At 60.7% G+C, this 25,471-nt stretch carries 18 protein-coding genes; 7 read left to right on the top strand and 11 right to left on the bottom strand.

The window, feature by feature from the left end; genetic code table 11:
- Window positions 1–10: 10 nt before the first annotated feature.
- Window positions 11–1,576 (bottom strand): asparagine synthetase B family protein, encoded by a 1,566-nt coding sequence (locus EUB48_RS04170; protein WP_244618323.1) that lies wholly within the window; start codon window positions 1,574–1,576, stop codon window positions 11–13.
- Between the two features lie 12 nt (window positions 1,577–1,588).
- A complete protein-coding gene (locus EUB48_RS04175; RefSeq protein WP_142817750.1) occupies window positions 1,589–4,471 on the bottom strand; it encodes a right-handed parallel beta-helix repeat-containing protein in 2,883 nt (960 codons plus the stop codon).
- Between the two features lie 171 nt (window positions 4,472–4,642).
- Here EUB48_RS04175 and EUB48_RS04180 point away from each other — a divergent pair, with 171 nt between their 5' ends.
- Together EUB48_RS04180 and EUB48_RS04185 are read left to right on the top strand one after the other, a co-directional pair.
- On the top strand, window positions 4,643–5,917 hold the full coding sequence (locus tag EUB48_RS04180; RefSeq protein WP_244618324.1) for a glycosyltransferase: 1,275 nt from the start codon (window positions 4,643–4,645) through the stop codon (window positions 5,915–5,917).
- A 5-nt stretch (window positions 5,918–5,922) separates the two neighbouring features.
- Complete coding sequence (locus tag EUB48_RS04185; protein WP_142817751.1) at window positions 5,923–7,365, top strand: oligosaccharide flippase family protein; 1,443 nt, start codon at window positions 5,923–5,925, stop codon at window positions 7,363–7,365.
- A 31-nt stretch (window positions 7,366–7,396) separates the two neighbouring features.
- Here the strand turns inward: EUB48_RS04185 and EUB48_RS04190 are convergent, their stop codons facing one another.
- From EUB48_RS04190 to EUB48_RS04205, 4 genes are all read right to left on the bottom strand, one after another.
- Window positions 7,397–8,284: a glycosyltransferase family A protein gene (locus EUB48_RS04190; RefSeq protein WP_142817752.1), complete on the bottom strand. Its 888-nt coding sequence runs from the start codon at window positions 8,282–8,284 to the stop codon at window positions 7,397–7,399.
- A 123-nt stretch (window positions 8,285–8,407) separates the two neighbouring features.
- Window positions 8,408–9,166, bottom strand: a complete 759-nt coding sequence (locus tag EUB48_RS04195) for an FkbM family methyltransferase (protein ID WP_142817753.1) — start codon at window positions 9,164–9,166, stop codon at window positions 8,408–8,410.
- Window positions 9,167–9,287: 121 nt separating this feature from the next.
- Entirely contained in the window at window positions 9,288–10,538 is a 1,251-nt protein-coding gene (locus EUB48_RS04200) for a hypothetical protein (protein WP_142817754.1), read from the bottom strand.
- 3 nt (window positions 10,539–10,541) lie between these two features.
- Window positions 10,542–12,329 carry a hypothetical protein gene (locus tag EUB48_RS04205; protein WP_142817755.1) on the bottom strand — a complete coding sequence of 596 codons (1,788 nt, stop codon included), beginning with the start codon at window positions 12,327–12,329 and terminating at the stop codon, window positions 10,542–10,544.
- Window positions 12,330–12,923: 594 nt separating this feature from the next.
- Between EUB48_RS04205 and EUB48_RS04210 the strand changes: the two genes are divergently transcribed.
- The gene (locus EUB48_RS04210) at window positions 12,924–13,535 is read left to right on the top strand and encodes a GNAT family N-acetyltransferase (RefSeq protein ID WP_142817756.1); all 612 of its coding nucleotides are present in this window, start codon (window positions 12,924–12,926) and stop codon (window positions 13,533–13,535) included.
- A 68-nt stretch (window positions 13,536–13,603) separates the two neighbouring features.
- Here EUB48_RS04210 and EUB48_RS04215 read toward each other — a convergent pair whose 3' ends face one another.
- Window positions 13,604–16,762: a golvesin C-terminal-like domain-containing protein gene (locus EUB48_RS04215; RefSeq protein ID WP_142817757.1), complete on the bottom strand. Its 3,159-nt coding sequence runs from the start codon at window positions 16,760–16,762 to the stop codon at window positions 13,604–13,606.
- A gap of 138 nt (window positions 16,763–16,900) precedes the next feature.
- On the opposite strand from EUB48_RS04215, the gene EUB48_RS04220 reads away from it, so the two are divergent.
- Entirely contained in the window at window positions 16,901–17,095 is a 195-nt protein-coding gene (locus EUB48_RS04220) for a hypothetical protein (RefSeq protein WP_142817758.1), read from the top strand.
- 581 nt (window positions 17,096–17,676) lie between these two features.
- Here the strand turns inward: EUB48_RS04220 and EUB48_RS04225 are convergent.
- The 4 genes from EUB48_RS04225 to EUB48_RS04240 are packed head-to-tail and all read right to left on the bottom strand — an operon-like array spanning window position 17,677 to window position 20,372.
- Window positions 17,677–18,360 (bottom strand): hypothetical protein, encoded by a 684-nt coding sequence (locus tag EUB48_RS04225; protein WP_142817759.1) that lies wholly within the window; start codon window positions 18,358–18,360, stop codon window positions 17,677–17,679.
- Entirely contained in the window at window positions 18,347–19,225 is an 879-nt protein-coding gene (locus EUB48_RS04230) for a hydrolase 1, exosortase A system-associated (RefSeq protein WP_142817760.1), read from the bottom strand. Before EUB48_RS04230 ends, EUB48_RS04225 begins: the two co-directional genes overlap by 14 nt.
- Entirely contained in the window at window positions 19,222–20,106 is an 885-nt protein-coding gene (locus EUB48_RS04235) for a hydrolase 2, exosortase A system-associated (protein ID WP_142817761.1), read from the bottom strand. The genes EUB48_RS04230 and EUB48_RS04235 overlap by 4 nt, the downstream gene beginning before the upstream one ends.
- A gap of 14 nt (window positions 20,107–20,120) precedes the next feature.
- Complete coding sequence (locus EUB48_RS04240; RefSeq protein WP_142817762.1) at window positions 20,121–20,372, bottom strand: phosphopantetheine-binding protein; 252 nt, start codon at window positions 20,370–20,372, stop codon at window positions 20,121–20,123.
- Between the two features lie 134 nt (window positions 20,373–20,506).
- On the opposite strand from EUB48_RS04240, the gene EUB48_RS04245 reads away from it, so the two are divergent.
- The 3 genes from EUB48_RS04245 (at window position 20,507) to EUB48_RS04255 (ending at window position 25,386) form a co-directional block, all read left to right on the top strand.
- Window positions 20,507–22,123, top strand: a complete 1,617-nt coding sequence (locus EUB48_RS04245; RefSeq protein WP_142817763.1) for an acyl-CoA ligase (AMP-forming), exosortase A system-associated — start codon at window positions 20,507–20,509, stop codon at window positions 22,121–22,123.
- Window positions 22,124–22,149: 26 nt separating this feature from the next.
- A complete protein-coding gene (locus EUB48_RS04250; protein ID WP_142817764.1) occupies window positions 22,150–23,394 on the top strand; it encodes a pyridoxal-dependent decarboxylase, exosortase A system-associated in 1,245 nt (414 codons plus the stop codon).
- Between the two features lie 393 nt (window positions 23,395–23,787).
- Complete coding sequence (locus EUB48_RS04255) at window positions 23,788–25,386, top strand: hypothetical protein (RefSeq protein ID WP_142817765.1); 1,599 nt, start codon at window positions 23,788–23,790, stop codon at window positions 25,384–25,386.
- The last annotated feature ends 85 nt before the right edge of the window (window positions 25,387–25,471 follow it).

Here is a 25,471-nt window from a genome sequence, read left to right on the forward strand (position 1 = left end):
AATAGTAATCTCAGCCCGGCATGTTGAACCCCGGCGCCTTCGCCGCCAGCCACTGCTCCAGCATCATCAGAATCCACACCATCTCGCCAAAGTAGCCAGGGTGTTCGGGCAGCCGCTGCGTCAACAGGGTTTGCACAAAATCAGCGCGCACCACGCCGCGCCGGGCCAGGCCGTGCAGCGAGTCGGTGGCCAGCGCCTTCAGGGCCGGCTGCGTGTTGGCCCACACGCCAAAAGGCAGCCCGAATCCTTGCTTCTTCTTGGCGATGGTCGCGTCCGGCAAAAATCCGCGCAGCGCTTCTTTGAAAAACCAGCGCAGCTTCAAACCCTTGAGCTTGTAGTCGGTCGGCAGCTTGAGCGAGAACTCCAGCAGCCGCTGGTCCAGCATCGGAAAGCCTACCGCCAGCCCCGCGCAGCCGGTGGCGCCCAGCACCTTGGGCAAATCGCTCTCGGCCAGGGTAAAGCGCCAGTCGTAGGCGAGTTCCTTGTTCAGGGCGCTACCCTGCGCCGGCGCCTGCCAGACGCTGCGCTGCAACTGCAGCGGCGCCGTCGTGTCGATCTGCGCCATCAGCTGCGGCGTCAGCACTTCGCTGGGGCCCAGACGCATGATCAGGTTGTACATCTGCATGCGGTCGGGCATGGGCACGCGGGCCTGCTCCACATAGCTGCCCGCCTTGCGCGTCAGCGCCAGTGCCTGCGCAGCGCTGCTGCCCAGCAGCGGCTCCATCAGGCCTTTTTGAATCACGCCCGGCACATGGTCGTACCAGCCAAATATGCGCTGCTTGGCGTAGCGGCTGTTGCCGCCGAACAGCTCGTCGCCACCGTCGCCCGCCAGTATCTTGCTGACGCCGTCTTCGCGCGCCATCCGGGCGCAATAGTAGGAGGGCAGCGCCGACGAGTTGCCAAAGGGCTGGTCAAAATACGCGGCCACGGTCGGCACGCTGCGCACCACATCCTCGGGCGTGACGTAATACTCGTGGTGCTCGGTCTTGAAGTGCCTGGCGGCCAGCCGCGCGTATTCAATCTCGTCGTAGCCCTGCGCATGAAAGCCGATCGAATACGAGGCCGCCACCTTGCCGCTGGCCAGCCCGATCATCCCCGCCACGGTCGAGCTGTCGGTGCCCCCGCTCAGGAAGCAGGCCGGCTTGTTGCCGTCGAGCTGGGCCGCCACCGCCTGCTGCAGCAGTTGCCGGAACTCGTCTTTCAAGGCGGCAAACGACGGGTTGTGCTGCTCCTCGAAGCGCGGTTGCCAGTACGGTGACACCGTGACCTTGCCGTCTTCCATGACCGCCTGATGCCCGGGCGGCAGCCGGTAAATGCCTTTGTAGATGGTGCGCGGCGACGGGATTGCGTGAAAGTACAGGTAGTCAAAAATCGCCTGCGGGTCGATCTCCGTGTTGACATCCGCGAGTTCATCGGCACGCGGCGCAAAGCGCAGCTGGCCGTTATCGACGCGGTAGCACAGCGAGTGGATGCCAAAGCGGTCGACCGTCAGAGCGCCACGGTCGTCGGACAAATGCGGGCCCGCTTCAGGGGCCAGGTCGGTCGGGGGCATCAGGTCGCCAATATCGTCGCTCATGGGTCTTTCGTCTCACTCCGGCAAAGAAGGTGCCTCGCGCGGCACGGGCGCTGTCATTGTCGTTGCCAATGGATTATGCGTGGGGTCATCCAGCCGGATGCCTGCGCCATTGCGGTCGGGCACCGCCGCACCCTCGAAGTCGAAGCCGTCCACACGCATGCCGTGCGCGCGCACCACCCAGATGGCCTTGCCTTCGGCCGCCGCGCCGTCGGCCAGCAGGAGCACGCGCCCGCCCACAGCGCGCAGCGTGAGGTTGTCCTTTGTCCACACGGCCACATCTCCCGCATAGGTGCCGGAATCTACGTCAATAGTGGCTCCAGCCCTTGCCAGTCGTGCGGCTTCAGCTATTGTTTTTGTAGTTTGATGGGCACCGACGTGGATGACCTGCGGGGCCGGCTCCAACGCGCCGGCCCGCGCGTTGCCGGGCAGCCCACTCATCAGACAGAGCAGCGCGAGCGCGGCCAGGCTCGCGACGGACCCGCGCTGCCGGTGCCGCGCAGCCGCAGGCGCTTGCGGCTGGCGCGGCAGCGTCCAAGCCACCAGCACCAGCAGGTAAAAGAGCCACGCCACGCGGGGCACATCGACCAGACTATCAAACAGCCCAACCACGGCAAAACCGCTCAGACTGGCCGCCAGCGCCGGCGCCAGCGAGTGCCGGCGCGCGCCGCCCAGGCTGGTGCGCCACAGGGCGCCCGCCAGCAGCAGGCCCCAGAGCGCGAGACCGACCAGGCCCTGATCGAACAGCACATCCATGTACAGGCTCTTGATGTGCCAGGGCATGTGGTAGCGGTCGCTGGAGAAAAACCAGTGCGCCATGCCGGCCGAGAAGTCGCCATTGGTGAGCAGCTCGCGCCCGTCGGCGCCGGTCAAGGCCACGTCGGCCAGGTTGGCCACTCCGCCGCTGGACGCCATCGCCATTGAAAAGGCCAGCAGGCGGGGTGCGTACCAGTTGCCGCGGCTGACTGCTCCACCCTTCAATGGCACCCGCAGGTTTTGCCACACGCCCGGCAGGCCCTTGACGATGGACTCCGCCAACATGCAGCCCCCGTTGTAAAGCAGGTGCTTTTCACACACCTCAAAATGCAGTTGCACATCTTTGTCGGCCTGCACCCGCGCCGTCACCAGGGCCGAGCTGCCGGGCGGCGCCACCCGCTGCGAGACCCTAAGCATTTCCCCCCAGCCCAGCACGTGCAGCCCCCCCGTCAGCGTGAGAAAAGTGTTGCCATCTTCGTGTTTGAGCCGGTAGTCGCCGGGGTGCTGCTCCGGATCGCCAAGCAAAAAGTAGTTGGCCGGAAAGCGCCCCATGCCCTTGCCCAGCCACCAGTCGGCCGGTGTGCGCAACATGTCGCGGCCCAGTCGCCAGTGCGCGAGCCGCACGCCAAGGTCTTGTTCGCCGGTAGAAAACCGGTTATCCATGTACGCGCCACCGTCCATCACGCCGACGACCGCTGCCACCATGCCCAGGGTGCATGTCATGGTCGCCTGCCAGCGCAGCGCCTGCGGCCACAGGGGTTTGCGGCGCGCACCCGCTACTAAACTCACCGCCAATACGGCCAGCAAGGCGGGCGCAGCATGCAGCAGCCCTGCCGCGTCCCCCCAGTGGTTGGCGACTAGCGCGCCCGCTGCCACAGTCGCCAAAAATCCGCCAAAGGCCATGGGGCCGGCCATCGAAGCAGCAGGGGTCGCGCGCCGGCCCAGCCACAGCATGGCTGCCGTCAAGACTGCCGCCAGCCCCCATGCCACATAGGCGCCCTTGGGCAGCAGCCAGCCGACCGCGCCCGCCAGCAACACCAGCACCAGCCCCAGCGCCATGCCAGCGAGCCACTGGCCGGGTTTGAAGCGACGCAGCACCTGCGCCAGCGGCAGCATCAAGACCACAGTGCCTAGCAGCGCGGCCATGCCCCGGTAGCCGCTGGTCTGAAACATCCAGGCCGCGCCCGCGGCAAACCCGATCACCAGCAATAGTGCCGCGCCCAGGTACATGCCGGTGTCCGCCTGACCCGCCTGCACATATCCAGTGGTTGGCGAAGGCGCGAGCAGCTTGATCTGCCGCGCGTGCAAGCCCATAAACACCGCCGCGCCGATCGGCACCGCCAGATAAACCCCGCGCGAAAACGTCGTCAGGCAGGCATAGGCGCCCAGCGCCAAGACTGTGACCGCCAGACCCCAGCGGGTTGGCGTACGGGCCAGCATCAGCTCGCGCAACGCAAACGGCACGGTCAAGGCCAAAAAGCCATCGAGCGCGGCACCGCCGACATGCATCTCCCAGAACAGGGCGGTGGTGCGGTAGTCAGTAGAAAAATTCAGCAGCCCCGTAAATGCGGCGCGCTCCCAGACAGTGGCTAACGCTGCGCCAGCCAGCCCCAGCATCAGGCCCCACGCCAGCAGACGCTGCGCGCGCTCTGGCTGTTGCCTGAAGGCGCTTTGCCACAGTGGAAGCACCAGCAGCGCCAGCAAAATACTCTTGCCCAGCCGCACACTGTTCATCGGCTCCAGATAACCCTGGAACCAGCCAAAGCTGAATCCGCCAGCGTCCGAAAAGCCCCGGCACACGGCGACCAGGGTAGATGCCGCGAACAGCAGGGCCAACAGCCAGGCCAGCACCGACACACCCGACAGGCCCGGCACGCCGTCCCGCACGGGCCACGCCAGGCGCGCATAGCCACCGGCCGCTACCGCAAGGACGAGGATGTCCATCTCTTCAAAGGTGATCCACCCCGTCCAGGGCATCAAACCAATGATGGGCAGCAGCGCTGGCACCACCAGCAACCACAGCCGGGGCCAGGCAAAAAAGGCGGCCCAGCCTGCCAGCACCAGGGTGGCCATGACGGCAGGGGCCAGCGGGTAGTGCGCGGCCAGCGTCAGGCTTGCGGCGGCCCCAGATACCAAGGCCAACACACAAGGCAACAAGCTCAGGCGCGTGGCGCTGCGGCGGTCTGTGTGTGAACGGCGGTGGGCATGCTCTGCCATAGAATCCTGTGGGTATCTCCCGGACGGCGCCAGTGCGACGGGCAGCACACTTTGTACCACGCGTTCACCCTGAAAACGCGGAACCCCGGAGCCTGCTTGAAACGAGTTCTGATGATTGCCTACCACTTCCCGCCGTTGGCGGGCAGCAGTGGCATCCAGCGCACCTTGCGTTTTGTGCAGCACTTGCCGGCGCTGGGCTGGCAGCCCTTAGTGCTCAGTGCCCACCCGCGCGCCTACGAAAATACCAGCGACGACCTGCTGGCCGATGTGCCCACCGCAACGGTGGTGCGCCGCGCCTTTGCGCTGGACACCGCGCGCCACCTGCAGCTCAAGGGGCGCTACCTGGGCTGGATGGCCCGGCCCGACCGCTGGATCAGCTGGAAGTTTGACGCCATCCGTCAGGGCATCAAACTGATTGACGAATACAAGCCCGACGTGATCTGGTCCACCTACCCCATTGCCACGGCGCACGTGATTGCGTCAAAGCTGCACCGCAAAACAGGCATCCCGTGGATCGCGGACTTTCGCGACCCGATGGCGCAGGACGGCTACCCCGCGGATCCGCGCACCTGGCAGAGCTACCAGGCCATAGAGGCAGACGCCGCGGCGCGCGCACGCTGCTGCGTCTTTACTACTCCCGGCGCGGCGCGCATGTACCAGCAGCGCTACCCCGCCGCAGCCAGTCGCATGGTTGTGCTGGAAAACGGCTATGACGAAGAAAGCTTTGCTTCGGTGGCGCCGCAAGCAACCACAGGCAGCACCCTGGCGAACGGCAGGCGGCCGCTTCTGATGCTGCACAGCGGCATCGTTTACCCCTCGGAGCGTGACCCGACCCAACTGTTTGAAGCACTGGGCCGCTTGCAAAAGACGGGGGTGCTGAGTCCGGCCGACCTGCGCATCCGCTTTCGCGCATCGGTGCACGATGATTTGTTGCAAAGCCTCGCCCAAGCTCATGGTGCGCAAGGCTTTATCGAACTGTGCCCGGCCATACCGTACCGCGAGGCACTCGCCGAAATGCTCGCGGTCGATGCGCTGCTGGTCATGCAGGCCAGCAATTGCAATGCGCAGATACCCGCCAAGATTTACGAATACCTGCGCGCGGGTAAACCGATACTTGGCCTGACTGACCCCGCTGGCGACACGGCCGGCGTTCTGCGCGGTGCGGGCCTCAACGACATTGCGCGGCTTGATTCAGCGGACGAAATTGCGCGGGTCCTACCTGCACTGATGCATGACTGGCGCCAAGGCAAGGCAGCCTTGCCGCCAGCGCAGGCCGTGCAGCAAGCCTCCCGCCGCGGGCGCTCGCAAGCCCTGGCAAGCCTGCTGGCGCAAGCCACGGCCGCGTCGGGCGTTGCCGCCAGCAGGTACTGAGCCGCATGTCCACCCGCAGATCGCTAGTTTTCTCTTTTCTCGATCGCTACGCGAGTCTGGCGATTTCGGTGGCCTCGTCGATGGTGATTGCGCGGCTGCTAACGCCCACCGAGATCGGGGTGTTTTCAGTCACCATGGTGTTGCTGATGTTTGTCGCTACCGTGCGCGACCTGGGGGCGGGCCAATATCTGGTCCAGGAAAGAGAACTCACCACCGAACGCATCCGTGCCGTCTGGGCCGTGCAACTGGGCCTGGGCCTGGGCCTGGCGTGCGTCGTGTTGCTGGCCAGCTATCCGGTGGCGCTGTTTTATAACGAGCCGCGCATGCGCAACATCATGCTGGTCGTGGCGCTGAACTACGCCATCAACCCCTTCGGCTCGCTGACCTATGCGTGGCTGATGCGCGAGATGCGTTTTGAAAGCGTTGCCCTCATGCGCTTTTCAGCGGGTCTCAGCGGAGCGCTGGTATCCATTTTTCTGGCCTGGCACCACTATGGCCCCATCAGCCTGGCATTTGGAGCATTGGCTTCTACCCTGGCCAATGCACTGATCGCTGTGTACTACCGGCCCAAGTCTTTTCCGTGGCTGCCGGGCGTGGCAGAAATCAGGCGGGTTTTGGCATTTGGCTCGAAGCTCACGGCCAGCACGCTTATCACCGTGCTGGCAAATAACGCGCCTGAGCTGTTTCTGGGCAAGCTGCAAAGCTTGACCGCGGCGGGGCTGTATTCGCGCTCCAACGGTCTTGTGCAGATGTTCAACCGGCTGTTTGTGGATGCGGTGGGCGCCGTGTGTCTGCCGTGGTTCGCCCGGCAGTCGCGCGAGCACGGCAGCTTTGTGGAGCCGTTTCTTAAATCAACCGCCTATGTCACGGCCTTTGGCTGGTCGTTTTGCCTTGCGCTGGTTTGTCTGGCGCAGCCCGTCGTGCGACTCTTGTACGGCCACCAGTGGGACCAGTCGGTGGACCTGGTGCGCCTGCTGGCCGTAGCCATGGCGTTCAGCGTGCCGGCGGCGCTTTGCGAGGTTGCGCTGCTGTCATCGGGTGCGGTAGGCACTATTGCCCAAGTCACCGTTTTTAGTGCGATACAGGGCGTGGCGTTTGTGGCGATCGGTGCCTCGCAGGGTCTTTTGATGCTGGGCGTCGCGACGATTGTGGCTGCCGCAGTAACGGCAATGCTATGGCTGCGCGCAACGACTCGGCAAATTGAGTTACCGCTGCATGGTCTGCTGCCTTCCTTGGGTAAGAGTGCGGCAGTTGCCTTGATAGCGGCGATAGGGCCTGTACTCGTGTTGTGGATATACGGCCCGTATCCCGAAGTTGTAGTGATGCCTCTAGTGATGGGCGGGGTAGCTAGTGGCGTGGGCTTTGTGACGGGTGTGCTGATTTTTCGGCATCCGCTGCAAGAGGAAATACTGGCGGTCTGGGTAAAGCTGAAGCGACGGACCGCATAAGAGCTTACCTTCAAAAAGTTCAGTTTCAGAGTTATCGATAAGGAAATAAAAGATGTCGCGTGTAGCTGAGATATCGGTAGCCGCCTGGCGCCATAAGACTTCGCCAATGGTATTTCAACGCCTCCAAGCGATTTCCATCTTCTAAGGACGCGTGAGATGCATCGTGCCAGGCTCTCCCTCTTTTCCTGCGAATCAATTGCGCTATGTCTGACGGAGGCTTCTGGTTAAGCATTTTTTCAAATAATGGTAAATAGCTGTTTCGATAGCTACTAGATTTTGAAAGTGAAGTTGGCGTGTCGTTGTACCTGAAGGTGGGCTTATTCAGTACACCAATTTTCTTGTTCTTCATCGCCAGTTTGAATGCCAACCACGTCCATTCTGCGTAGGGATGACTATCTTTAAAGTATGAAGTCTCGATAGACGCAGTTCGATAAAGCGCATTACAGTTATGCAGCCAATTAAAACTCATTAGGCATCTTAAAGGGTGAGCAGAAACTTTTGTAAGATCGGAATAAAAAATGATATCGGTACCATTCATATGTTTATAACCATTAGTTACGACAAGATCATAGGCTTGGTTAGAATTCATTAGCTGTATTTTCCAGTCAGTGGCTTCCTCAAGATACTCATCGTCATCATCCAATGTAGAAAAAAACTCTGTTGTAATCAACTCTCGCCCCCTTAGCACAGCTTCTGGAGCAGAAGGTTTTTCGAGATATTCAACGAGAATATCGGATTGAGTTTTGAGCCAATCGCAAGTGCCTACATCAAATCGATTGCCATTTACCACAGCGATGATTTTAATAGGAAATTGTGAAGAGCGTCGAATGGATTCAATGGCCCGCTTTAGCAGCGAGCGTCTCGCACGGGCAGCCGTTGTAGGAATGATGACACTGACTTTAGAGTTTTGCTTGTCCATATCATGACTGATTAATGCAATTCGCATATCGAGAAATAAAGTCAGAATTCAAGCTCATTATTTATCAAAAACTTGCTTTAACGCTATTCGTTTTAAGTGGCACGTTTTTCTAATCCTTGGAGATCATGCAGCAGTATGCAAGCGATTAATGAGCAAGCAATCAAATTCGATTAGTCGCAAGGCTTCATCATGTGAAACCGGAAACATCCCGCTCAACTCAAAGGCGGCTTCCGCGAGGTGCTCAATAATATCCCGGTAATCTGGCATCCCTTGGTACAAGGGTTTGATTGACGCCTCTGTCTGAAGTGCCCGAAATTCAATCAATGATTGTTTGCTACCTCTTAGCACCTCAAGATCAAAGCCTTGTGTATCCAGCTTTAAATAAGGTGCATGAAAACTATGTTCGCGACGCAAGTCTTCGAAAATTGAATCAAGGACGCGAATTCTTACCTGCTCGATACCAGTAACCTCACCAGCAGGCCAAAAATTCTGTACCACATCTTTCTGTGGCTCCAGAAAAGAGTTTAAACCTGGGGATTTTGTCACATTAATTGGGGCCGAACCTTCTGCGCTACCCAGAGCGAAGTCAAAAATTTGCCATTTTTGATCAGATTCAGATTTTTCCCTGAGAATGTCAATGTACTTGCTGACTGGTTCGAAAGAAAATACTAATCCTTTAAATCCAACCTCTTCGCGCAACAGGTCATGATATTGGCCCAAGTTTCCACCAACATCAAAAACGCAATCAACGTTGTAGCGTTCAAAAATCGCCCTGAGATGTCGTGCAAGCGGTTGCCTGTCGAAAGACCAAGCTGGAATAAGCTCGTATTCGCGAGAACGCGCGAGTCTTATCAGCGCACTTTTCAAATACTGCTTTAACATGATTTCTATTTCTTCCTCGGTAATTCGAATTTCATTTCGAAGTTTTTTGAATCCTTCGATTCAATGTTTGGCCCATTTCTACATGAATGGTCATTCGATCCACTCTGGATCGAAGACGATTTCAGGCCACTGTGCGGACGAAAAAGACATTGCCATCGTACTTGTTTGTCAGCACAAATCCGCGGAGTTCGGGCACGTACTGCACTGCGTTCTGCAGGCCATTCGCTCTTGCTTTCGGTGCGATGCCGCCCACGGCGGGATCGTCCACCAGCCAGGTCTCGGGGTGCACACGCAGGATTTTGATAGACGAACCTGAATTGAATGCCACTAGGTAACAGTCCGTGGCTTCGTCATAAATCACCCCTGGGTAGCCGGTGGGAGTCAAGGCTGCAGTACCCAAACCGGTAAAGGCTGCCGGCACCGGTGTGCCATCGAGGCCGCGCACCTCCGGTGCTACGGGACTGTAGCCACCGACGATGAGCATCTGATTGCGCAGCGGGTCGATGGCGGCACCGGCGTACCACGGTCCCCTCGTAACACCTGACAGCCGCGTCCAGGTATTGGTAGCGCTGGCCCACCGGTACCAGCCGGAGCCATAGTTTCGGGAGTAGTACACGTCGTCGGTCAAGGGGTGTTTGACGCACAGGTCTGCAAACGGGTCGCCTGTGCCGGGAAACCGCGCCACATAGTCGGGTGGATCCCAATCGCCCGATGCGACGCTAAAACTGAAAGAGCGCTTGTCTCCCCTATAAGGGAAGTCGGCTGGCGCAGTTGGATAAATCCCTCCGAACACGCCAGGGCTGGCAAACACCAGCATTCGGTCCAGGGTATTGATGAATTGTGTGGAGTAGTAGGTGTGGGCGGACGAGGGCCTGTGGTCGAGGTAGAACTGCGCAGAGCCGATGATGTCGGCGTTGGGCGTTGGCCCGCGAAGCTGGGTCCACCGGGGGGCGACCACGTTCAGTGCCAGCGCGTCGACTTCGTTGCCCGCATAGTCGCCGTGCCCGCCTGCCGCGCCGAGCATGTACACGCTGCCGCTGCGCTTGAGGCAGGCGCCGCACCAGGCGTCGATCTTGGATCGGGGGCCGGTGTCTCCGAGGGAACGCGTTGCCGGCTCTACGCTGGCCAGCGCCGTGTTCGGTATTTCATGCCATTGCCAAAGTGGCAGGTTTACAACCCAGTCGGGCAACGGCCCGGCCGCTAGTGCGGGGATATGTGGTGATGCTGATGTCAAGCGGGACTGCTCAGCCAATGCCGCATCACTCCATGCGGCCAGCAGCAACGAACTTGCTGGTGCCGTTGCAAGATGCAGGAATTGTCGGCGTGTGCTGGATGGCAGTTGCGCAGCATGCGGACAGACAGGATGTTTCATCGTCTAAGCTTGCCTTAGGGGCTGAACGCTCCATACGCAGTTGACATCGAAGTTCGATACCATTTGGCGCCAGTTGGAGGCGGACGTCATGCGCTGGTATGCCTCGACGGCGCCGGGTACCCGATGCTGCACGGCGTAGGCGATGGCCGGCTGCAGGTTGCCCCAGTAGCTCGTGGCGTCTGGAAAATAAGCGCCCCTCAGGCCGGGTGCAGTGCCCGGATTCGGCGCCTTCAGTGTGTCCGCATAGATGGTGCCCCAATTCGCATGCCAGGGGCCAGTACCGGTCACAAAATCGGGCGTGTCCGTAGGGGCGACTGCGATGGTGTATTGGGCCGCGTCTGCATACAGATAGTCGGTGGGCGCGCCGCCGCCCAGCCGTCCCACGATACTGCGTGCCTTCCAGGCAAAAAATTCCGTGAGCCGCTGGCTGCTGGCGCCGGGCAGGGCCGGCTCCATGGCCTTGGCATAACCGAATGCGGCGGTATAAAAATCCTGCATCCACGTGGCTTCGAAATAGATGCCATCACCCACACCTGTGTAGTCGCTGTAGGGTTGAACCCAGCCATAGGGGTTGTTGCGCTGTGCCACATATCGGGCATGGTTCCAGTCGATGTTGGCCTGTAGCGAGGCCAGGAATTCATGGCGCAGAGCTGTGTCGCCATCGGGCGTCGCGCAGGCGGCTTGCGCCAGCGAGCGTATGGCCCATGCCGCACCACGCGTGGTGTTGGCTCCTGCGGAGGACTGAAATATGCCTTGCGCGTTGAGGCGTGTCGTATTGGAGTTCTTGAGGTAGTTCAGGGTTGCGACGAACTGGGTCTCTTCCATGAAGTACCAGCGCCCGGTCACCAGATAAGCCATGAAGCCTAGGGACGGGTGGTGGCTGGAGGCCCATGTGGCCGGTGGCGTGCCGGTGGAAGCAGGTGTGTAGCTGTTGGTGGATGATGCCCCGGACGAACTGATGCCGCTGCCCTCGCCCACCACCAAGCTGGGGTAGCCGGAGAAGCGCAGCGGCCGCTGCGTGGTTTCGTCGCGGAAATGAATGCCATAGCGTCCGCCGCCGTAAGCATTGACGATCAGGCCGGCGTAGGCGTAGGCGCTGGGGCTGGCGCTGGGGCTGGCGCTGGGGCTGGCGCTGGGGCTGGCGCTGGTGAGATAGAGCACGTCCCACTCGGGTAACAGGCCAATCGACCCGTGGTAGCCTGCCATGCCCATGCCAGGCGAATGGTTGCCCACCTGCAAAGGCGTATAGGTGGTGACCAGCCGCTTGATGGCTGCCGCATCGGCAGGCACCGTAGCCCGATAACTTGGCACCAGCCCGGTGGTTTGCATGTATGCGGTGTCGTGCTTGACCGTAACTTGCGGGTCCGCCCCCAGCCAGTGTGACAGCGCGGCGCCCGCAACCAGCGGCGTGCGGCAGTGATTGGGCAGGTCGATCTCAGCGCTGAAACGCGGCCTGCCGCCCAGCGAAAAGCCATAGGTTGCTGCCTTGCTGGTGGGCCCGGCCACGCGCAGGAAGCCGTTCTCTATCCAGGGCAATACCTCGACCGCGCCGCCCGCAAAAAGGCGCACCTCCAGCCACGCGACCAGGTGCGCGTCATTGCCAACCGCCTTGCGATAGACCCACGAAGACATTTGCGGGCCGCTGACCCAGGTTTGAAATGGATTGTTCCAGTCGGCTGCCGCCCACTGGACCGTACCAAAAGCGCCCGCGGCAATGCTGGCCGTGATGCCGGTGGCACGCAGATCGGCGGTCGTCAGGGCAGGCGTGGCGTCTGCGGCGCCGATTGTCAATGATGCTGTGACCGGTCTGTCAGCCGTCAGCGCTGTCGAGCCAGCCACAATCGCAAATTTCAGCGAGCCATCCGGCCAATAATTTTTCGGAGTAACCTGCAGGTTGGTAAGATTCGAGGTCACGGGTCGCCCAGCCGGGATTTGCCCCTTGCGAAAGGCGTAGCCAAGGCAAAACGGCGCACGGGTTGCGCCGACGGGGCTGCTCAGCGTGAACTGGAGGTGGCCGGCCGGTGACCCATTCGATGTTGGGCCTGCGGCACTGGCCCCGTCAGCGTCACTCCCATGGCAGACCGCAGCAGCGCTGCCTAGCGTGGCCGTCAGGTGGCCCAGAAATTTCCGTCTGGAGACTTTGGACATAACGCCTTCAAGTGATGTGGACTGCCCCGAATGCTGCGGGGATTGTCCCCATCATAAGAGGCTCAGTGCAAAAACTCGATAGCACTTTCGGCGTAGGCCGGGCACAACATAAACTCGCCCATTGATGGTGGATAAAAAACTTGTTGCGCAATGATGAACTCGATTTGGCGACGCCTGAAGAATTTGGTCCGGGAATTGGGTGCATCGACCGCGTCCTTGTATCTAGTGGATCGTCTAATGCGCCGCATCAATGGCAAATGCGGCCTCTATTGCTATCGTCTGGTGGTTCAACCGCTGGCCGATCATCCCCGTCTGCCGCCCAGTCGCGGAAAAAAATTCGCGTTCCACCTGTTGACCGAATTCGACCCAATTCTAGATAGCCTGGATCGCCCATCGGCGGTCATTCGTCAGCGCTTTGTCCAGGGGGCCCAATGCCTGGTGGCGACCAGGGATGAATCGCTGGTCGGCTGCATCTGGTTCGTTCGCGGACCCTATGCCGAAGATGAGGTTCGGGTGGATTTTTTGCTGCCCCAGGGCGGTCGCTATGTGTGGGATTTTGATGTTTTTGTCGCGGAGTCGGAACGACTCGGGTTTCTTTTTGCAAAGCAATGGGACGCATTCGATGCACTGCTTAAGCCGCTAGGCGTCAGTCACACCGTGAGCAGAATCAATGCATTTAATCAACGCTCCAAAGCCTCGCATCGAAGCTTGGGAGCGATAGATTGCGGATGGGCCCTGTTTGTAGGTGTGGGGCCTTTTCAATGGATGTTGTCTAGCCAAAGGCCGTTCGCAGCGCTTGGCGGCCGCCCTGCACTACACATCAAACTCGAAGTGACATCGGAGTCTTGAGGTTTCGTGTGCGGCACACTCGGAGGCCGCGTGGCTCGCGGAGTAGCTGCAGGACGGCGCTTGATTGATTACGGCGCGGTCGAATAGGTAATCGTCAAGATCGGCCGCTGCGCCGGATTCGCGAGGTAATGATTGGTATAAAAGTACCGCAAATTCTGCGTATCTGACCCCGCCAGGGTCACCAGGCGCCAGCCGTAATTGGCCTGTCCCGAACTCATGCTCTGGATCGCGGCAGTTACGTCGAAGGTCACCCAGCCGGGATTGAAACCGGTGGTTACGGTCGCGTCCGGGCTCGCTCCATAGTCGGTCCCCGAGCCTTGCGCGCCGATCGTGTTCCAGGACTGCCCGACATTCGCCTGAAGCCAGGTAGCACCCGCTTCGGACCAGTTCACCAGCATGCGGTTCAAGCTGTAGTTGGCGGAGTAATAGCTGTACTTGTACAGACTCAAGGTCGCCGATTGTATGGTCGCGCCTGGCGTCAGCGGCCCGCCTTCGGGCGTGAAGATCGCGAACCGAATCAGGTCCGTGTACTGTGCGCCTAGATTTCGCAGGAAGGTCTGCCCTCCCATCACATAGCCCTGGTTATAACTGTCGAGGAAGGTGCCCTGCGTCAGGGCATAGCCATTGACGCCATCCTGTAATTGCACGGTTCCGGTCGGCCCCGGTTGAACGGTAATGTTGATTGGCGCAGAAATCGTCTGTTGACCAATACTGTCCACCGCGATTGCCACAACCTGGAAATTGCCTGCAGGCGCCTGGGTCCAGGTGTACGAATACGGCGGACTCGTGGCGACTCCGATCTTGTTCGCGCCGCTATAGAAATCCACTTCGGAAATCGACGCGGTCGGCGATGCCGCGTTGGCCGAAATCGTGATGGGTGCACCGGAGGCAAAACTGGTGCCATTCGCCGGCGTGGTCAACGACACAGTCGGTGGCGGAACCAGATTCCCGGACGGATTTTTCCAGCCGACTGGCTTATAGATCCAGATATTGCCCTGGGTGGCATCCTGCAGGCCCATGAACACATCCAGATTGTCGATGTACTTCCACTTGCCGAGGATGCCCGTGCCGTAATCGCCGTTCGGCGTTGCCAGCAGCGGTGCAGGTTGCTTGGTAATGGTCCAGCCATTCGGCGACAAGGTTGCCGGGGGCTTGATGCTCCACACGCGACCATCACCGCACCACATTACGAACTGATTGCGCGTGGGGTCGTAATCCATGCCGCAATTCGCAAGATTCAACGCGCCGCTGGACAGCAGTGCAGGAAATTCACCAGTGGCATCGACCGGCGTCATGCGCGAGTCCCTGTTTCCCGGCCCAGGATTGTGCATGTCCCAGTAGACGAATGGAATCTGGTTTGTGCCGATGCGCAGCAGTACCTTGTCTGTCGGATCGTAACCGCACGAGGTTGCGGCCGATGTCCCGTTCCAGAACGCACCAACCTTTTGTATCGTGTCCTGTGTTGGATCACTGACCGAATTAATGGTGTACTTGTAGAGGCCCAGTGAAGTGCCCCCGCCGGCATCGATCGCCGCCTCGTACACGACATCGCGGCCGCCTTCCGCTGAATAGGCAGTGCAACTATTCACATAGCCACCGGGCAGCGCAGGGTTGCCGGGAATATTTTTCCAGATATCGCGGTTCTGCCACATGTTGCCGCCGATGATTTCAGGATGAGGCGCTACGCGTTGCACGTGCGAACCGGTCGTGCCGCCCACCTCATTCGGGTTTGCCAGTGACGGGTCGAACAGATAAGGCCCGGTATGGCGCTGTGTGGTCGGTGTCACCTCGCGCAAGTAGGCGCCCCCACTGTTGAAGGCACCTCCACCCAGCACGATGAAGCGGTCGATCAGCGGCAGGAACAAGTTGTTGTCGTAGGTATGCGCGGCAATCGGTGCGGCATCCGGTCCGTCAATCGCCATCCAGTTGCCGAGGTCGTCCTGCGTGATCTGGCTTGGCAACGAGGCGCGTTCCCACAGCCTCGTTGTGCCGTGCCATCGATAGACGTCGTTGCCAGGGTAATTGGCGTGACCGCCGCCGAACAGAATCAGATCGCCGCGATTGGGATCCCACGCAAATGAACTCCAGGCTTCAATGATCTTGGACGGCGGCGGATTGGACCAGCCATAGAGCGGGCGAAGGTCATCCGGCGTCCACACATCGGAAAAATGATTGAGGTTGACCATCGACCATTCACCTTCCGGCATCGAAGTGATCACAGACAGCAGTCCGCTCAAGGCGGGGGCGGCACCAGATGGCCTGCCGTCCAGTCTCAGCGCATGTGCAATGACGGGTGCCAGCGCACTCGGTGCAACTGCCGTCGTTGCCTGCAACACCGTGATTGTGAAATCTGTCGTTGCGCTCTCGCCGCTGGCATCACGCACGCTCACAGAGAACGGAAACGAACCAAGATAGACCGGACGCCCGGAGATCACCCCGGTCGCAGAATCGAGACTGATTCCGGCCGGTAATGTGCCCTTGCTGACGCTCAACGTATAGGGCGCGACGCCGCCATTCACGTCCAGCGATGCCGTATAGGGGGCGCCGTCATTCGCGAGCGGAAGCTCAGTAGCGCCGATCCCCAGTACTGGGGCACTGTCGCCGACATAGGCAAAACGCACTGCGTCCGCATACGCGACGGTGCCCTGGCGATCCGCGACGTCAACCGCGGCACTACCGGTATTCATCAGGTAAGTGCCAACCGAATTCCACTGGCCGCCAAGGATGCTCTGGTCGACCGTCGTCACAGTCGTACCGCCGCCATGGTGAACCCTTACATCGACCTGGCCTGCACCAGGAGCTGTCTGCGGCCACCACACATAAACCTGGTAATAGCCGGGCGTGACGATGCTGGTCGAAAACGTCACCGCGCTTTGCCCATCGCCGGCGCTCTTCATGACTCTCGAACTGCGCGATAGATAGGCAGTGGCCGGCCGGAATGACCCTTTACTGCTGACCTGATTCGAATCGGCGGTGACCACAATATTGGCAGACAGCGCAGTCACGCCAGGGGAGCCACCAGTAGCGGACGATTGTCCCGATGCGTCCGATCCGCCGCCGCAGCCCGCAAGAAAACCCGTCAGGATCATGCTGACCAATAAGAGAGACAAAAGAGACAGGACGCGGCACGAAATAAAATTCACGCTTCGGAAAACCCTGTGAACTGCTTCTGCTCCACGAGTCGCCTCTTGTTGAGTTCTATCTGAAACGCTAGCAATGAGAGTCATGGTTTTACCTCCGAAGGATCCAGTTTGCGAACAATATCCTCTGCCGACTACTTCTTCATGGCTGCCTCAAAGGGGCAATAGGCATAGGAAGTTCAACTGTGTGAGGCGAAGTATGGCATCCCTTGGACGCTTCCGAGTATGGACAAAACCCTAGGGGTGCTCGCTATAAAGCTTAGGTTGGGCAAAAGGCTATCGTGGGAGTCCAACGCCGTATCGATTTTTAATCCCATGCTGGCAGGACAGGATGCGGTGGCCATTAAACCGTCCGGGTTGCCGGTATTTAGGAAGAACGGCGCGGCGGTCGCCCGCAATGCGACAAAACAAGCAAGCTGACAAGTGCGGTGATGCGGGAGGCAGAAGATTTCCAATGAACGGCCATGCGAGCCCTCCGGGCAGAGACTGGGCCACCGAATTGGCGGTTTTATTACTGAAGCATATTTCGCACCACGGAAAAATATTCAAATGAATCAAATGCTTAACAAAACGCAGCGACTCTAAGTGTCAAGTTCATCGACACTCACGAACGCTGAGATAGGCGCTGTTGTCGCTGCTCTTTCCGGACTCAGCGACACCGAACTTACCAAGCTGCCTGATTCCGCTTCTCTAACAAAAGACTACTGTGAACCGCCGCGTTAGCAAAACCGGACTGCCAGGCCGGCGAAGTGGCATCGCCGAATTTCGGACGCCGCCGAAAATTTATTTGAAAAATGGCGGTAGCACTTGTATCAACTGGTGATTTTGCTATGAATAAGATAGCGTCTTGATTTTACCGCTCCAGGCCGCTCTGGTGGCCATGCGGTTTGGGGCGATCGATGCTCGATTGTCAATACGGCATGTGTTGCGGCAAGTTCGACAAGGCGTACGTATTCGACGCCGAGGCCTTGCCTGCCCTCTTTCGCCTTACCGGCGATGGGTCACCTTGCGGGCTCGGTCCATTTGCCAACACTCTGCAACTTGTCGCGCAGGGCGGTCTGTGGGAATCCGAGAGTCATTGCCTTATGCGCCTCGACCAGCGCGTGGTCATAGTCTTTCAGGTCGAAGTAATGCAGGCCGATGTTGTAGTGGGTAAACGCATTGTCTTTGGCGTAGGTGGTGGCAACTCCCAGCTCCTTGATAGCGTCGGCGCGACGGCCCTGCTTGTTGAGGTATGTGGAGTAGATCATGCGAACAATGACATCGTCCGGGCGGAACCGCACGGCGCGATCAAACCAGCATTCGACGGGATAGCTTGAGCCGCTCGGTTGTGGTGTTTTTTCTTTTTCACCCAAACGCATCATCGCCATGAGCGCGCGGGGGTTGTTGGGAGCGGCTCGTAGCGTGTAATCAATGTCACCACCCGGCTGTTTGCTGGTAGAGCCACGAACCAGGGCTTCTACGGCTGGAGTGAAATGGTACTTCAAGACGATGGCAATCTTGTCTTCGTCTGTACGGTAGTCGTAGGGGCCGTAGGCGTTGTCGAGAGAGCCGCAGCTACTCGCTTCAGATTGAGCCAATGCGCCGGTAGCCCCGAGAGCGCCAAGCAGAAAAACCGCCGAACCGATGAGCAAACTGGCGGCATTGGATAGGCGGCCGAACTGCGTTGTTTCATGGAGTGCCATTTTGATTCCCTTTGGATTGACCGGTGAGCCATGCAAGAGTGTAGGTCTCCACCATCTCGCTAGCATTCGGAGTGGAGCAGGTGTGATCGGCGCCGTCAATTTCGCGGCACAGCAAGCCGGCGTGGTTCTGGTAATTTTTCCAGACTGGGTCTGCGCCGGCATATTCCACAAATTCCTTCGCTGTGTAGTCGTCCCCGCTCAAGAGCAGTAGCAGGTGCCCGTTGAATCCATGCCAGGCGGCCGCCATGCGATGCTGAAAAAGAGCTTGCCTGGTTTTGGAGGCACGTTTGTCAGCGGTGGTGTTGGCCAATTGGATTTTCTGTATCAGGCCACTGACAGCGCCCAAAGCGACCCGGCCACGCATGAGTTTCAGCCAAAACTCCTTTTGCATCAAGCGCTGGCGGTAGTAGTGCTTGACTTGAGTGCGCGCCAGGCTGGCTTCCGAGCGCACCCAGGGGTTGAGCAGGCACAGGCCGCTGATGCGCGGGTCACTGGTTTCGTGCCAGTAGAGCAGCGCGGCCGATGCGCCGTCACACAGGCCCCACAGCGCCACTTGCCTGACGGCGGGCACGCGCTGTTTCAGCGCCTCGATGGCGGCGGCAATGTCGGCACTCACGGCCTCGAAATCGCGCTGGGTGCCGGTGCTGTCGCCCATACCCCGATAGTCAAAGCGCAGCACCGGATAGCCGGCGGCGGCCAGTGCGCGCGACAGCAAGACAAACTGCCGGTGGCTGCCGGCGCGGTATTGCGGGCCGCCCACGATGACGACGACACCGGTTTGCTCCGGCAGTTCTGGCCTGGAGAGAATGCCCACCAGCGTGTCGCCTTCGCAGGCGAAGAGTGTGGCCTCTTCGGTGTAGTTCATGCGGGCAAGCCGGAGAGAGCCGCCATGGTGGCCGCAATCAGCGCCGGGGCGTCCTCGATCTCGGTTGTTTGCCAGAACGCGGGGCCACTCACGATCTGGCTGCGGGCGGTGTAGCCGGCTTGTTCCCATTGGCTGATGGCTTGCGCAGAAACGGGGCTCAGGCCAGCGTCTTCACGGGTGGAGAGTTCCAGCCATTCCAGGCGCTGAGCCGCGGCAGGGTAGGCAGGTGGCTGCAGGGAGGCCTGTTCCAGCCCGGTGGCGATCCCGGGCGACAGCAGATAGCCAGCCACTTCGACGGACGCACCTGAATTCAACTGCTGGCGCATGCCTGCCATGATGCCTTTGCCCTCGCCGCCCAGCATGTCGCCGGCCACCTTGAGGCGCAAAAACTGTTGCAGCAGCGGTTTGCCGGTGGCGGGTGGTTGCCAGAATAGGAAATTGCAGGGCTCGCCAAGCTGCCTGGCCGCCTCCACCGCCAGCAGGCAGCCTGCGCGCAGGCCCCAGAGCCACAGCGGTACCTGGCCTGTATCGGCGCTCGGGGCCTTACTGCGCTGGCGCAGCCAGCGGCAGCCTTGCAGCACATCGTTAACCCAGTCTTGCCAGCTGGCGTCGCCAAAGTCGCCAGAGCTGTCGCCGCAGCCGAGCAGGTCGATCTGCAGCACCGCGTAACCGGCCTGCGCCAATGCACGCGCCTGCAGGGCGGCCATGCGACGCGCCTTGTTCATCTCTTCGGCAAAGGGGTGGATATAGAGCACCAAACCGCGCGCGGCGCCGCTGCCTGGGCCGACCTCAGCCGGATAGAAAATGCAAAACCGCTGATTGTTTGGCGTGGTTTGCGCCGCCCCGGCAGGAAGGAAAAAAGCCTGGGGCTGGTCCGGCATGGGGTGGCGTGCGTTCAGGCGGCGAGTTTGCCGCTGACGAAGTCGGTCAACGAGCCGACCGTGGCAAAGGTCGAGCCGTCGATGTCGTCATCGTCAACCACCAGGCCCAACTGCTCTTCGAGCGTGGTGATGAGCGTGACGACCGCCATGGAATCGAGCTCTGGGATGGCGCCGAGCAGCGGTGTGTCGCGCGTGAAGCTGGCCGAGCGGCCATTCAGGCTCAATACTTCGTCCAGAACGCGCAAGACTTCATGTGATATGTTCAATTAAAACTCCGTACTGGCTGATGGGACCCGATTGGCAATTTGACGATTTTAGGGGGCAAAAGCCGGCGGAGCAGGGCGGGCATTGGGTGGCCGCCTGTTCTTTGATGAATTGACATGGCTTTGATTGCTTTCCCATGACCGAATCCACACTCCTGCACGAACTGATTGCCGGCGCGGCCGGGCGAACGCCACGAGCAATCGCACTCACCAGTGGTACTGCTTCGCTGAGTTATGCGGAACTGGCCGCCCAGGTCAGCCGGTTCGCCGCGGGTTTGATGGGGCTTGGCCTGGCACGCGGCGAGCGCGTTGCGATCTATCTTGAAAAGCGTTTCGAGACCGTCATCGCCAGTTTTGGCGCGCCGGCGGCCGGGGCCGTTTTTGTACCGGTCAATCCGCTGCTCAAGCCGGAACAGGTGGCTTTCATCCTGCGCGATTGCAACGTGCGCGTGCTGGTGACTTCGCCCGAGAGGTTGGCGTTGCTGCGGGAGGTGTTAGCGGAATGCCCTGATTTGAAGCACGTGGTGGTCACCGCCGCGGCGGCGGGTGCGTCGCCGGCAGGCCGAGCCCCTGCCGGCCACCTGGCGTTGACCTCGTGGACGGATTTGCTCGGCAGCCCCGCGCGGCACGGGCACCGGGTGATTGACTCGGACATGGTCGCCATTCTTTACACCTCGGGCAGTACCGGCAGACCCAAGGGCGTGATGCTCTCGCACCGCAACATGGTGGCCGGCGCCAAAAGCGTGGCGTCATACCTGGATAACCGGCCGCAGGACGTGCTGCTGGCGGCGCTGCCCCTGTCGTTCGATGCGGGGTTCAGCCAGCTTACGACGGCGTTTCACGCCGGTGCGCGCGTGGTCTTGCTCAACTACCTGCTGCCGCGCGATGTGCTCAAGGCGATGGAGCGCGAAAAAGTCACGGGCCTGACGGCCGTGCCACCGCTGTATATCCAGCTGACCCAGCTCGAATGGCCGGCCGCCATCGCGCAGAATTTGCGCTATTTCGCGAATACCGGTGGCCGCATGCCGCGCGAGACGCTGAACCTGCTGCGCCAACGCGTGCCCCAGGCCCAGCCGTTTTTGATGTACGGATTGACCGAGGCATTTCGCTCCACCTACCTTCCGCCCACCGAGGTGGACCGGCGTCCGGATTCGATCGGCAAGGCAATTCCGAATGCCGAAATTTTGGTGCTGCGCGACGATGGTTCGCCCTGCGCGCCGGACGAGCCCGGTGAGCTGGTGCACCGCGGTGCGCTGGTGGGCCTGGGTTACTGGAACGACGCCGAAAAGACGGCGGAGCGCTACAAGCTGGTGCCGGTGGACGCGCCAGGGCGGCAGCCGGGCCTGCAGTTGCCTGAATACGCCGTTTTTTCGGGCGACACGGTACGCCAGGACGCCGAGGGGTTTTTGTATTTCATCGGCCGGCGCGACGAGATGATGAAAACCTCGGGCTATCGGGTCAGCCCCACCGAAGTGGAAGAAGTTTTGTACGCCACGAAATTGGTGGGCGAGTGCGCGGCCTTTGGCGTGGAGCATCCCAGCCTTGGACATGCTATACATGTGATAGCTACATGCGTAGTCGGGGAAAGGGCTGTGGCCATAAATGACTTGATATCCGAATGCCGCGCCCGGATGCCCGCCTACATGGTGCCAGCGGGCATAGAGATCGTTGCCGGGCCGCTGCCGCGCAATCCGAACGGCAAGATAGACCGTAAGTTGCTGGCGGCTGACTGGGCCGAGCGCCATGGGCACTGAACATCATTCAAAGGCGAGGTCAATCCATGTCTGTCACTGAACGCCAACTGCCCGTCCATGCCCCCATGAACCAGTTCGCCGTGCGCGGTGGCGAGCTGGTGGTCGGCGGCGAGTGTTTGTCATTGCTCGCGGCGCGGGTGGGGCAGACTCCTTTTTATGCCTATGACCGCGCGCTGTTGCGCGAACGGGTTGCCACGCTGCGCCATGTGTTACCCCCGACGGTCAAGCTGCACTATGCGATGAAGGCCAACCCCATGCCCGCCGTGGTGGGGCTGATGGCTGGTCTGGTCGATGGCGTCGACGTCGCGTCGGCCGGTGAATTGAAGGTAGCGCTGGATGCCGGTACCAAGCCGCACGAGATCAGCTTTGCCGGGCCGGGCAAGCGCGATGCCGAATTGCGCCAGGCGGTGGCGTCGCGCGTGCTGATCAATCTGGAATCGTTTCGTGAAGTCGCCGTGCTTCAGGCCATTTGCAGCCAGTTGGGCTTGCCGGCGCGGGTGGCGGTGCGGGTCAACCCGGACTTTGAGCTCAAGGGCTCGGGCATGAAAATGGGGGGTGGCCCCAAGCAGTTCGGCGTGGACGTCGAGCAGATTCCTGCGCTGCTGGTCAGCATCGCCCGGGCTGGGCTGGCTTTCGAAGGTTTCCATCTCTTTGCCGGCTCGCAGAACCTGCGTGCGGAGTCGATCTGCGAGGCGCAGCAAAAGTCCTACGAGCTGGCGCTGCGGCTGGCGCAGCAGGCGCCGGCGCCGGTGCGCTTTCTGAATCTGGGCGGCGGTTTTGGCATACCGTATTTCCCCGGTGAACAGCCACTGGACCTGGCGCCCATCGGCGACAACCTGGCGCGGCTGGCGCAGCGCGCGCAGGCAGAACTGCCGGATGCCTCGTTGGTGATCGAGCTGGGCCGCTACCTGGTGGGCGAGGCGGGTGTTTACGTGACCCGTGTGGTGGACCGTAAGGTCTCGCGCGGCCAGGTCTATCTGGTGGCCGACGGCGGGCTGCATCACCATCTGGCGGCATCCGGCAATTTTGGCCAGGTGGTGCGCAAAAACTACCCGGTCACGGTTGGCAACCGGGCCGATGCGCGGGAGCGCGAAACAGCGTCGGTGGTCGGGCCCTTGTGCACGCCGCTCGATCTGCTGGCCGACCGAATGACGCTGCCGGTGGCGCAGGCTGGAGATCTGGTGGTGGTGTTCCAGTCGGGCGCCTATGGCGCCAGTGCCAGTCCGCAGGGGTTTTTGGGGCATCCTGCCTGTCTTGAAGTGCTGGTCTAGGACCGTGCCGCTTTGCTAGTTGGCCACCCACCCAACCCATCGCAAGGCGGATTGCTGAAGGCACTGGCTAGCCTGCTGATGGCCCTGATCAGCGGGGCTGCCGGAGCGGCGCTGGCCTGGCATCACCCGTTGTGGCCCGGCGCGCTGCTGGCTATTTTTGCGCTGTGGTGTCTCGTGGTCGCGTGCCGCCCGGGGATCTGGCTGCTGGTGGTGCCTGCCTGTCTGCCCTTTTTGAACTTCTCGCCCTGGACCGGGTGGCTGGTTTTTGAGGAATTCGACATCCTGCTGTTGGGGACGCTGGCCGGCGGCTATGTCCGGCTGGCGTGGTCTTTCTACGCTGACGCCACCCCCGGGTTGAAAAGATTGCCGCCTGTGTTTTTGGGGATCACGGTTTTGCTGGCCGCGTCCGGCTTGCTGGCATTGCTGCGCGGATTTGCCGACGCGGGCGGGTTTTCTTTTGGCTGGTTCGCCGGCTATACCGATCCGTTGAACAGCTTGCGCATCTTCAAGAGCCTGGGCTTTGCGCTGCTGCTGATCCCCTTGCTGCAGCAAGAGCTTGCCCGCGCCAGGGTGTTGGCTGACCAGCGCCTGGCCACCGGAGTGGTGCTGGGATTGACTGTGGTTGCGCTGGCGGTGGTATGGGAGCGGGCGGCGTTTCCCGGTTTGTTCGATTTTTCGGAGCACTACCGTACCGTTGCCCTGTTTTGGGAAATGCATGTGGGCGGCGCGGCGATCGATGCCTACCTGGCGTTGACGTCGCCCTTTGTGGTGTGGGCGCTGGTCGCCGCGCGTCGCCCCCTGCCTTGGGCGGGTGCTGCGGCGCTGGCCCTGGTCGTGGCGTACGCCTGTTCGACCACGTTTTCCCGTGGCGTTTATTTTGCGGTGGCGGGCTCGCTGGTGCTGCTGGGCTTGCTGCTGCGGGCGCAAAGGTCCGGGTTCGAACTGCGGGTGTTTTTGACCAGTGCGTGGCGACGGCACGGGCTTGGGAGCTGGCGCGGCAGGGCAGGTTTGCTGCTGGTGCTGGCGCTGGCGGTCGAGGTGCTGGCCGTTGGCGGCGGTTCCTTCATGTCACAGCGCCTGAACAGTACCGACCGCGACCTGACGGGCCGGCTCGCGCATTGGCGCCATGGCGTTGGCCTGCTGGAGGGGCCCGCTCAATGGTGGCTGGGCAAGGGGCTTGGGCGATTGCCCGCCAACTATGCGGAGCATGTGCCCAACGGTGAATTCTCGGGCAGCATCAAGTGGCACGAGGAACGGGGGCCGGGTGAGCGTCCCCATGATTTTGTGACCATCAGCGGTCCCGCGACCCGGCCGGATTTGGGCGGCCTGTACGCGTTGACGCAGCGTGTCAGTGCGGCGTCCAGCGGCCCGCACTGGGTTCGGCTGAATGTGAGAGTCACGCATGAAGCCGATCTCTATCTGGAATTGTGCGAGCGGCATTTGCTGTTTGACGGGCGTTGCCAGGCTGCCTACATTAGGGTTTCCCCGGGTGCAACCGAATGGCAAGCGCTGACACTGCCATTACAGGGCTCGACGTTGACGGCAAAAACGCGGAATGCATCACGCTTGCGCCTGTTTTCGCTGTCGGTCGGCAATGCCGGAGGGGCTGTGGATGTTGACAATGTCCACTTGATCGGATCACTGGGCAAGGAGTTGCTTGAAAACGGCAGCTTCACCCAAGGGATGGCGCACTGGTTTCCTGCGGCCCAGGCTTATTTCCTGCCTTGGCATCTGGACAATCTTTTTCTTGAGGTGCTGGTTGAGCGGGGGTTGGCGGGTTTGCTGATTTTGGCGGCGCTGCTGGTCTATGCGGTTGGGCGCCTGACAACGGGCCGGGGGCGCTTGTTGCCGCTGTCGCCGTACTTGGCCGCTTCGTTGTGTGGGGCGCTGTTGCTGGGCGCGGTGAGCAGCTTGATGGATGTGCCGCGCGTGGCTTTTCTTTTCTTTTTGATGGCGATCTATGCCATCCAGGCAACGCAAGACCTCGAATGATCCCGGACATCTTGGTCGTGCTTGTAATGGTGGGTAACATGGGCGTTTTGGCCACCTGTTACCGCGGTGCTGCGGCACGGCTCTG

Origin of the sequence: Rhodoferax sediminis (genome assembly GCF_006970865.1) — a bacterium.
GTDB classification, from domain to species: Bacteria; Pseudomonadota; Gammaproteobacteria; order Burkholderiales; family Burkholderiaceae_C; genus Rhodoferax_A; species Rhodoferax_A sediminis.

What these genes read in the sequence shown, in the direction of transcription:
- EUB48_RS04170 (WP_244618323.1), bottom strand. Translation starts at nt 1,576, where the DNA reads ATGAGCGACGATATTGGCGACCTGATGCCCCCGACCGACCTGGCCCCT.
- EUB48_RS04185 (WP_142817751.1), top strand. Translation starts at nt 5,923, where the DNA reads ATGTCCACCCGCAGATCGCTAGTTTTCTCTTTTCTCGATCGCTACGCG.
- EUB48_RS04190 (WP_142817752.1), bottom strand. Translation starts at nt 8,284, where the DNA reads ATGGACAAGCAAAACTCTAAAGTCAGTGTCATCATTCCTACAACGGCT.
- EUB48_RS04195 (WP_142817753.1), bottom strand. Translation starts at nt 9,166, where the DNA reads ATGTTAAAGCAGTATTTGAAAAGTGCGCTGATAAGACTCGCGCGTTCT.
- EUB48_RS04200 (WP_142817754.1), bottom strand. Translation starts at nt 10,538, where the DNA reads ATGAAACATCCTGTCTGTCCGCATGCTGCGCAACTGCCATCCAGCACA.
- EUB48_RS04210 (WP_142817756.1), top strand. Translation starts at nt 12,924, where the DNA reads ATGCGCCGCATCAATGGCAAATGCGGCCTCTATTGCTATCGTCTGGTG.
- EUB48_RS04215 (WP_142817757.1), bottom strand. Translation starts at nt 16,762, where the DNA reads ATGACTCTCATTGCTAGCGTTTCAGATAGAACTCAACAAGAGGCGACT.
- EUB48_RS04220 (WP_142817758.1), top strand. Translation starts at nt 16,901, where the DNA reads ATGGACAAAACCCTAGGGGTGCTCGCTATAAAGCTTAGGTTGGGCAAA.
- EUB48_RS04225 (WP_142817759.1), bottom strand. Translation starts at nt 18,360, where the DNA reads ATGGCACTCCATGAAACAACGCAGTTCGGCCGCCTATCCAATGCCGCC.
- EUB48_RS04230 (WP_142817760.1), bottom strand. Translation starts at nt 19,225, where the DNA reads ATGAACTACACCGAAGAGGCCACACTCTTCGCCTGCGAAGGCGACACG.
- EUB48_RS04235 (WP_142817761.1), bottom strand. Translation starts at nt 20,106, where the DNA reads ATGCCGGACCAGCCCCAGGCTTTTTTCCTTCCTGCCGGGGCGGCGCAA.
- EUB48_RS04245 (WP_142817763.1), top strand. Translation starts at nt 20,507, where the DNA reads ATGACCGAATCCACACTCCTGCACGAACTGATTGCCGGCGCGGCCGGG.
- EUB48_RS04250 (WP_142817764.1), top strand. Translation starts at nt 22,150, where the DNA reads ATGTCTGTCACTGAACGCCAACTGCCCGTCCATGCCCCCATGAACCAG.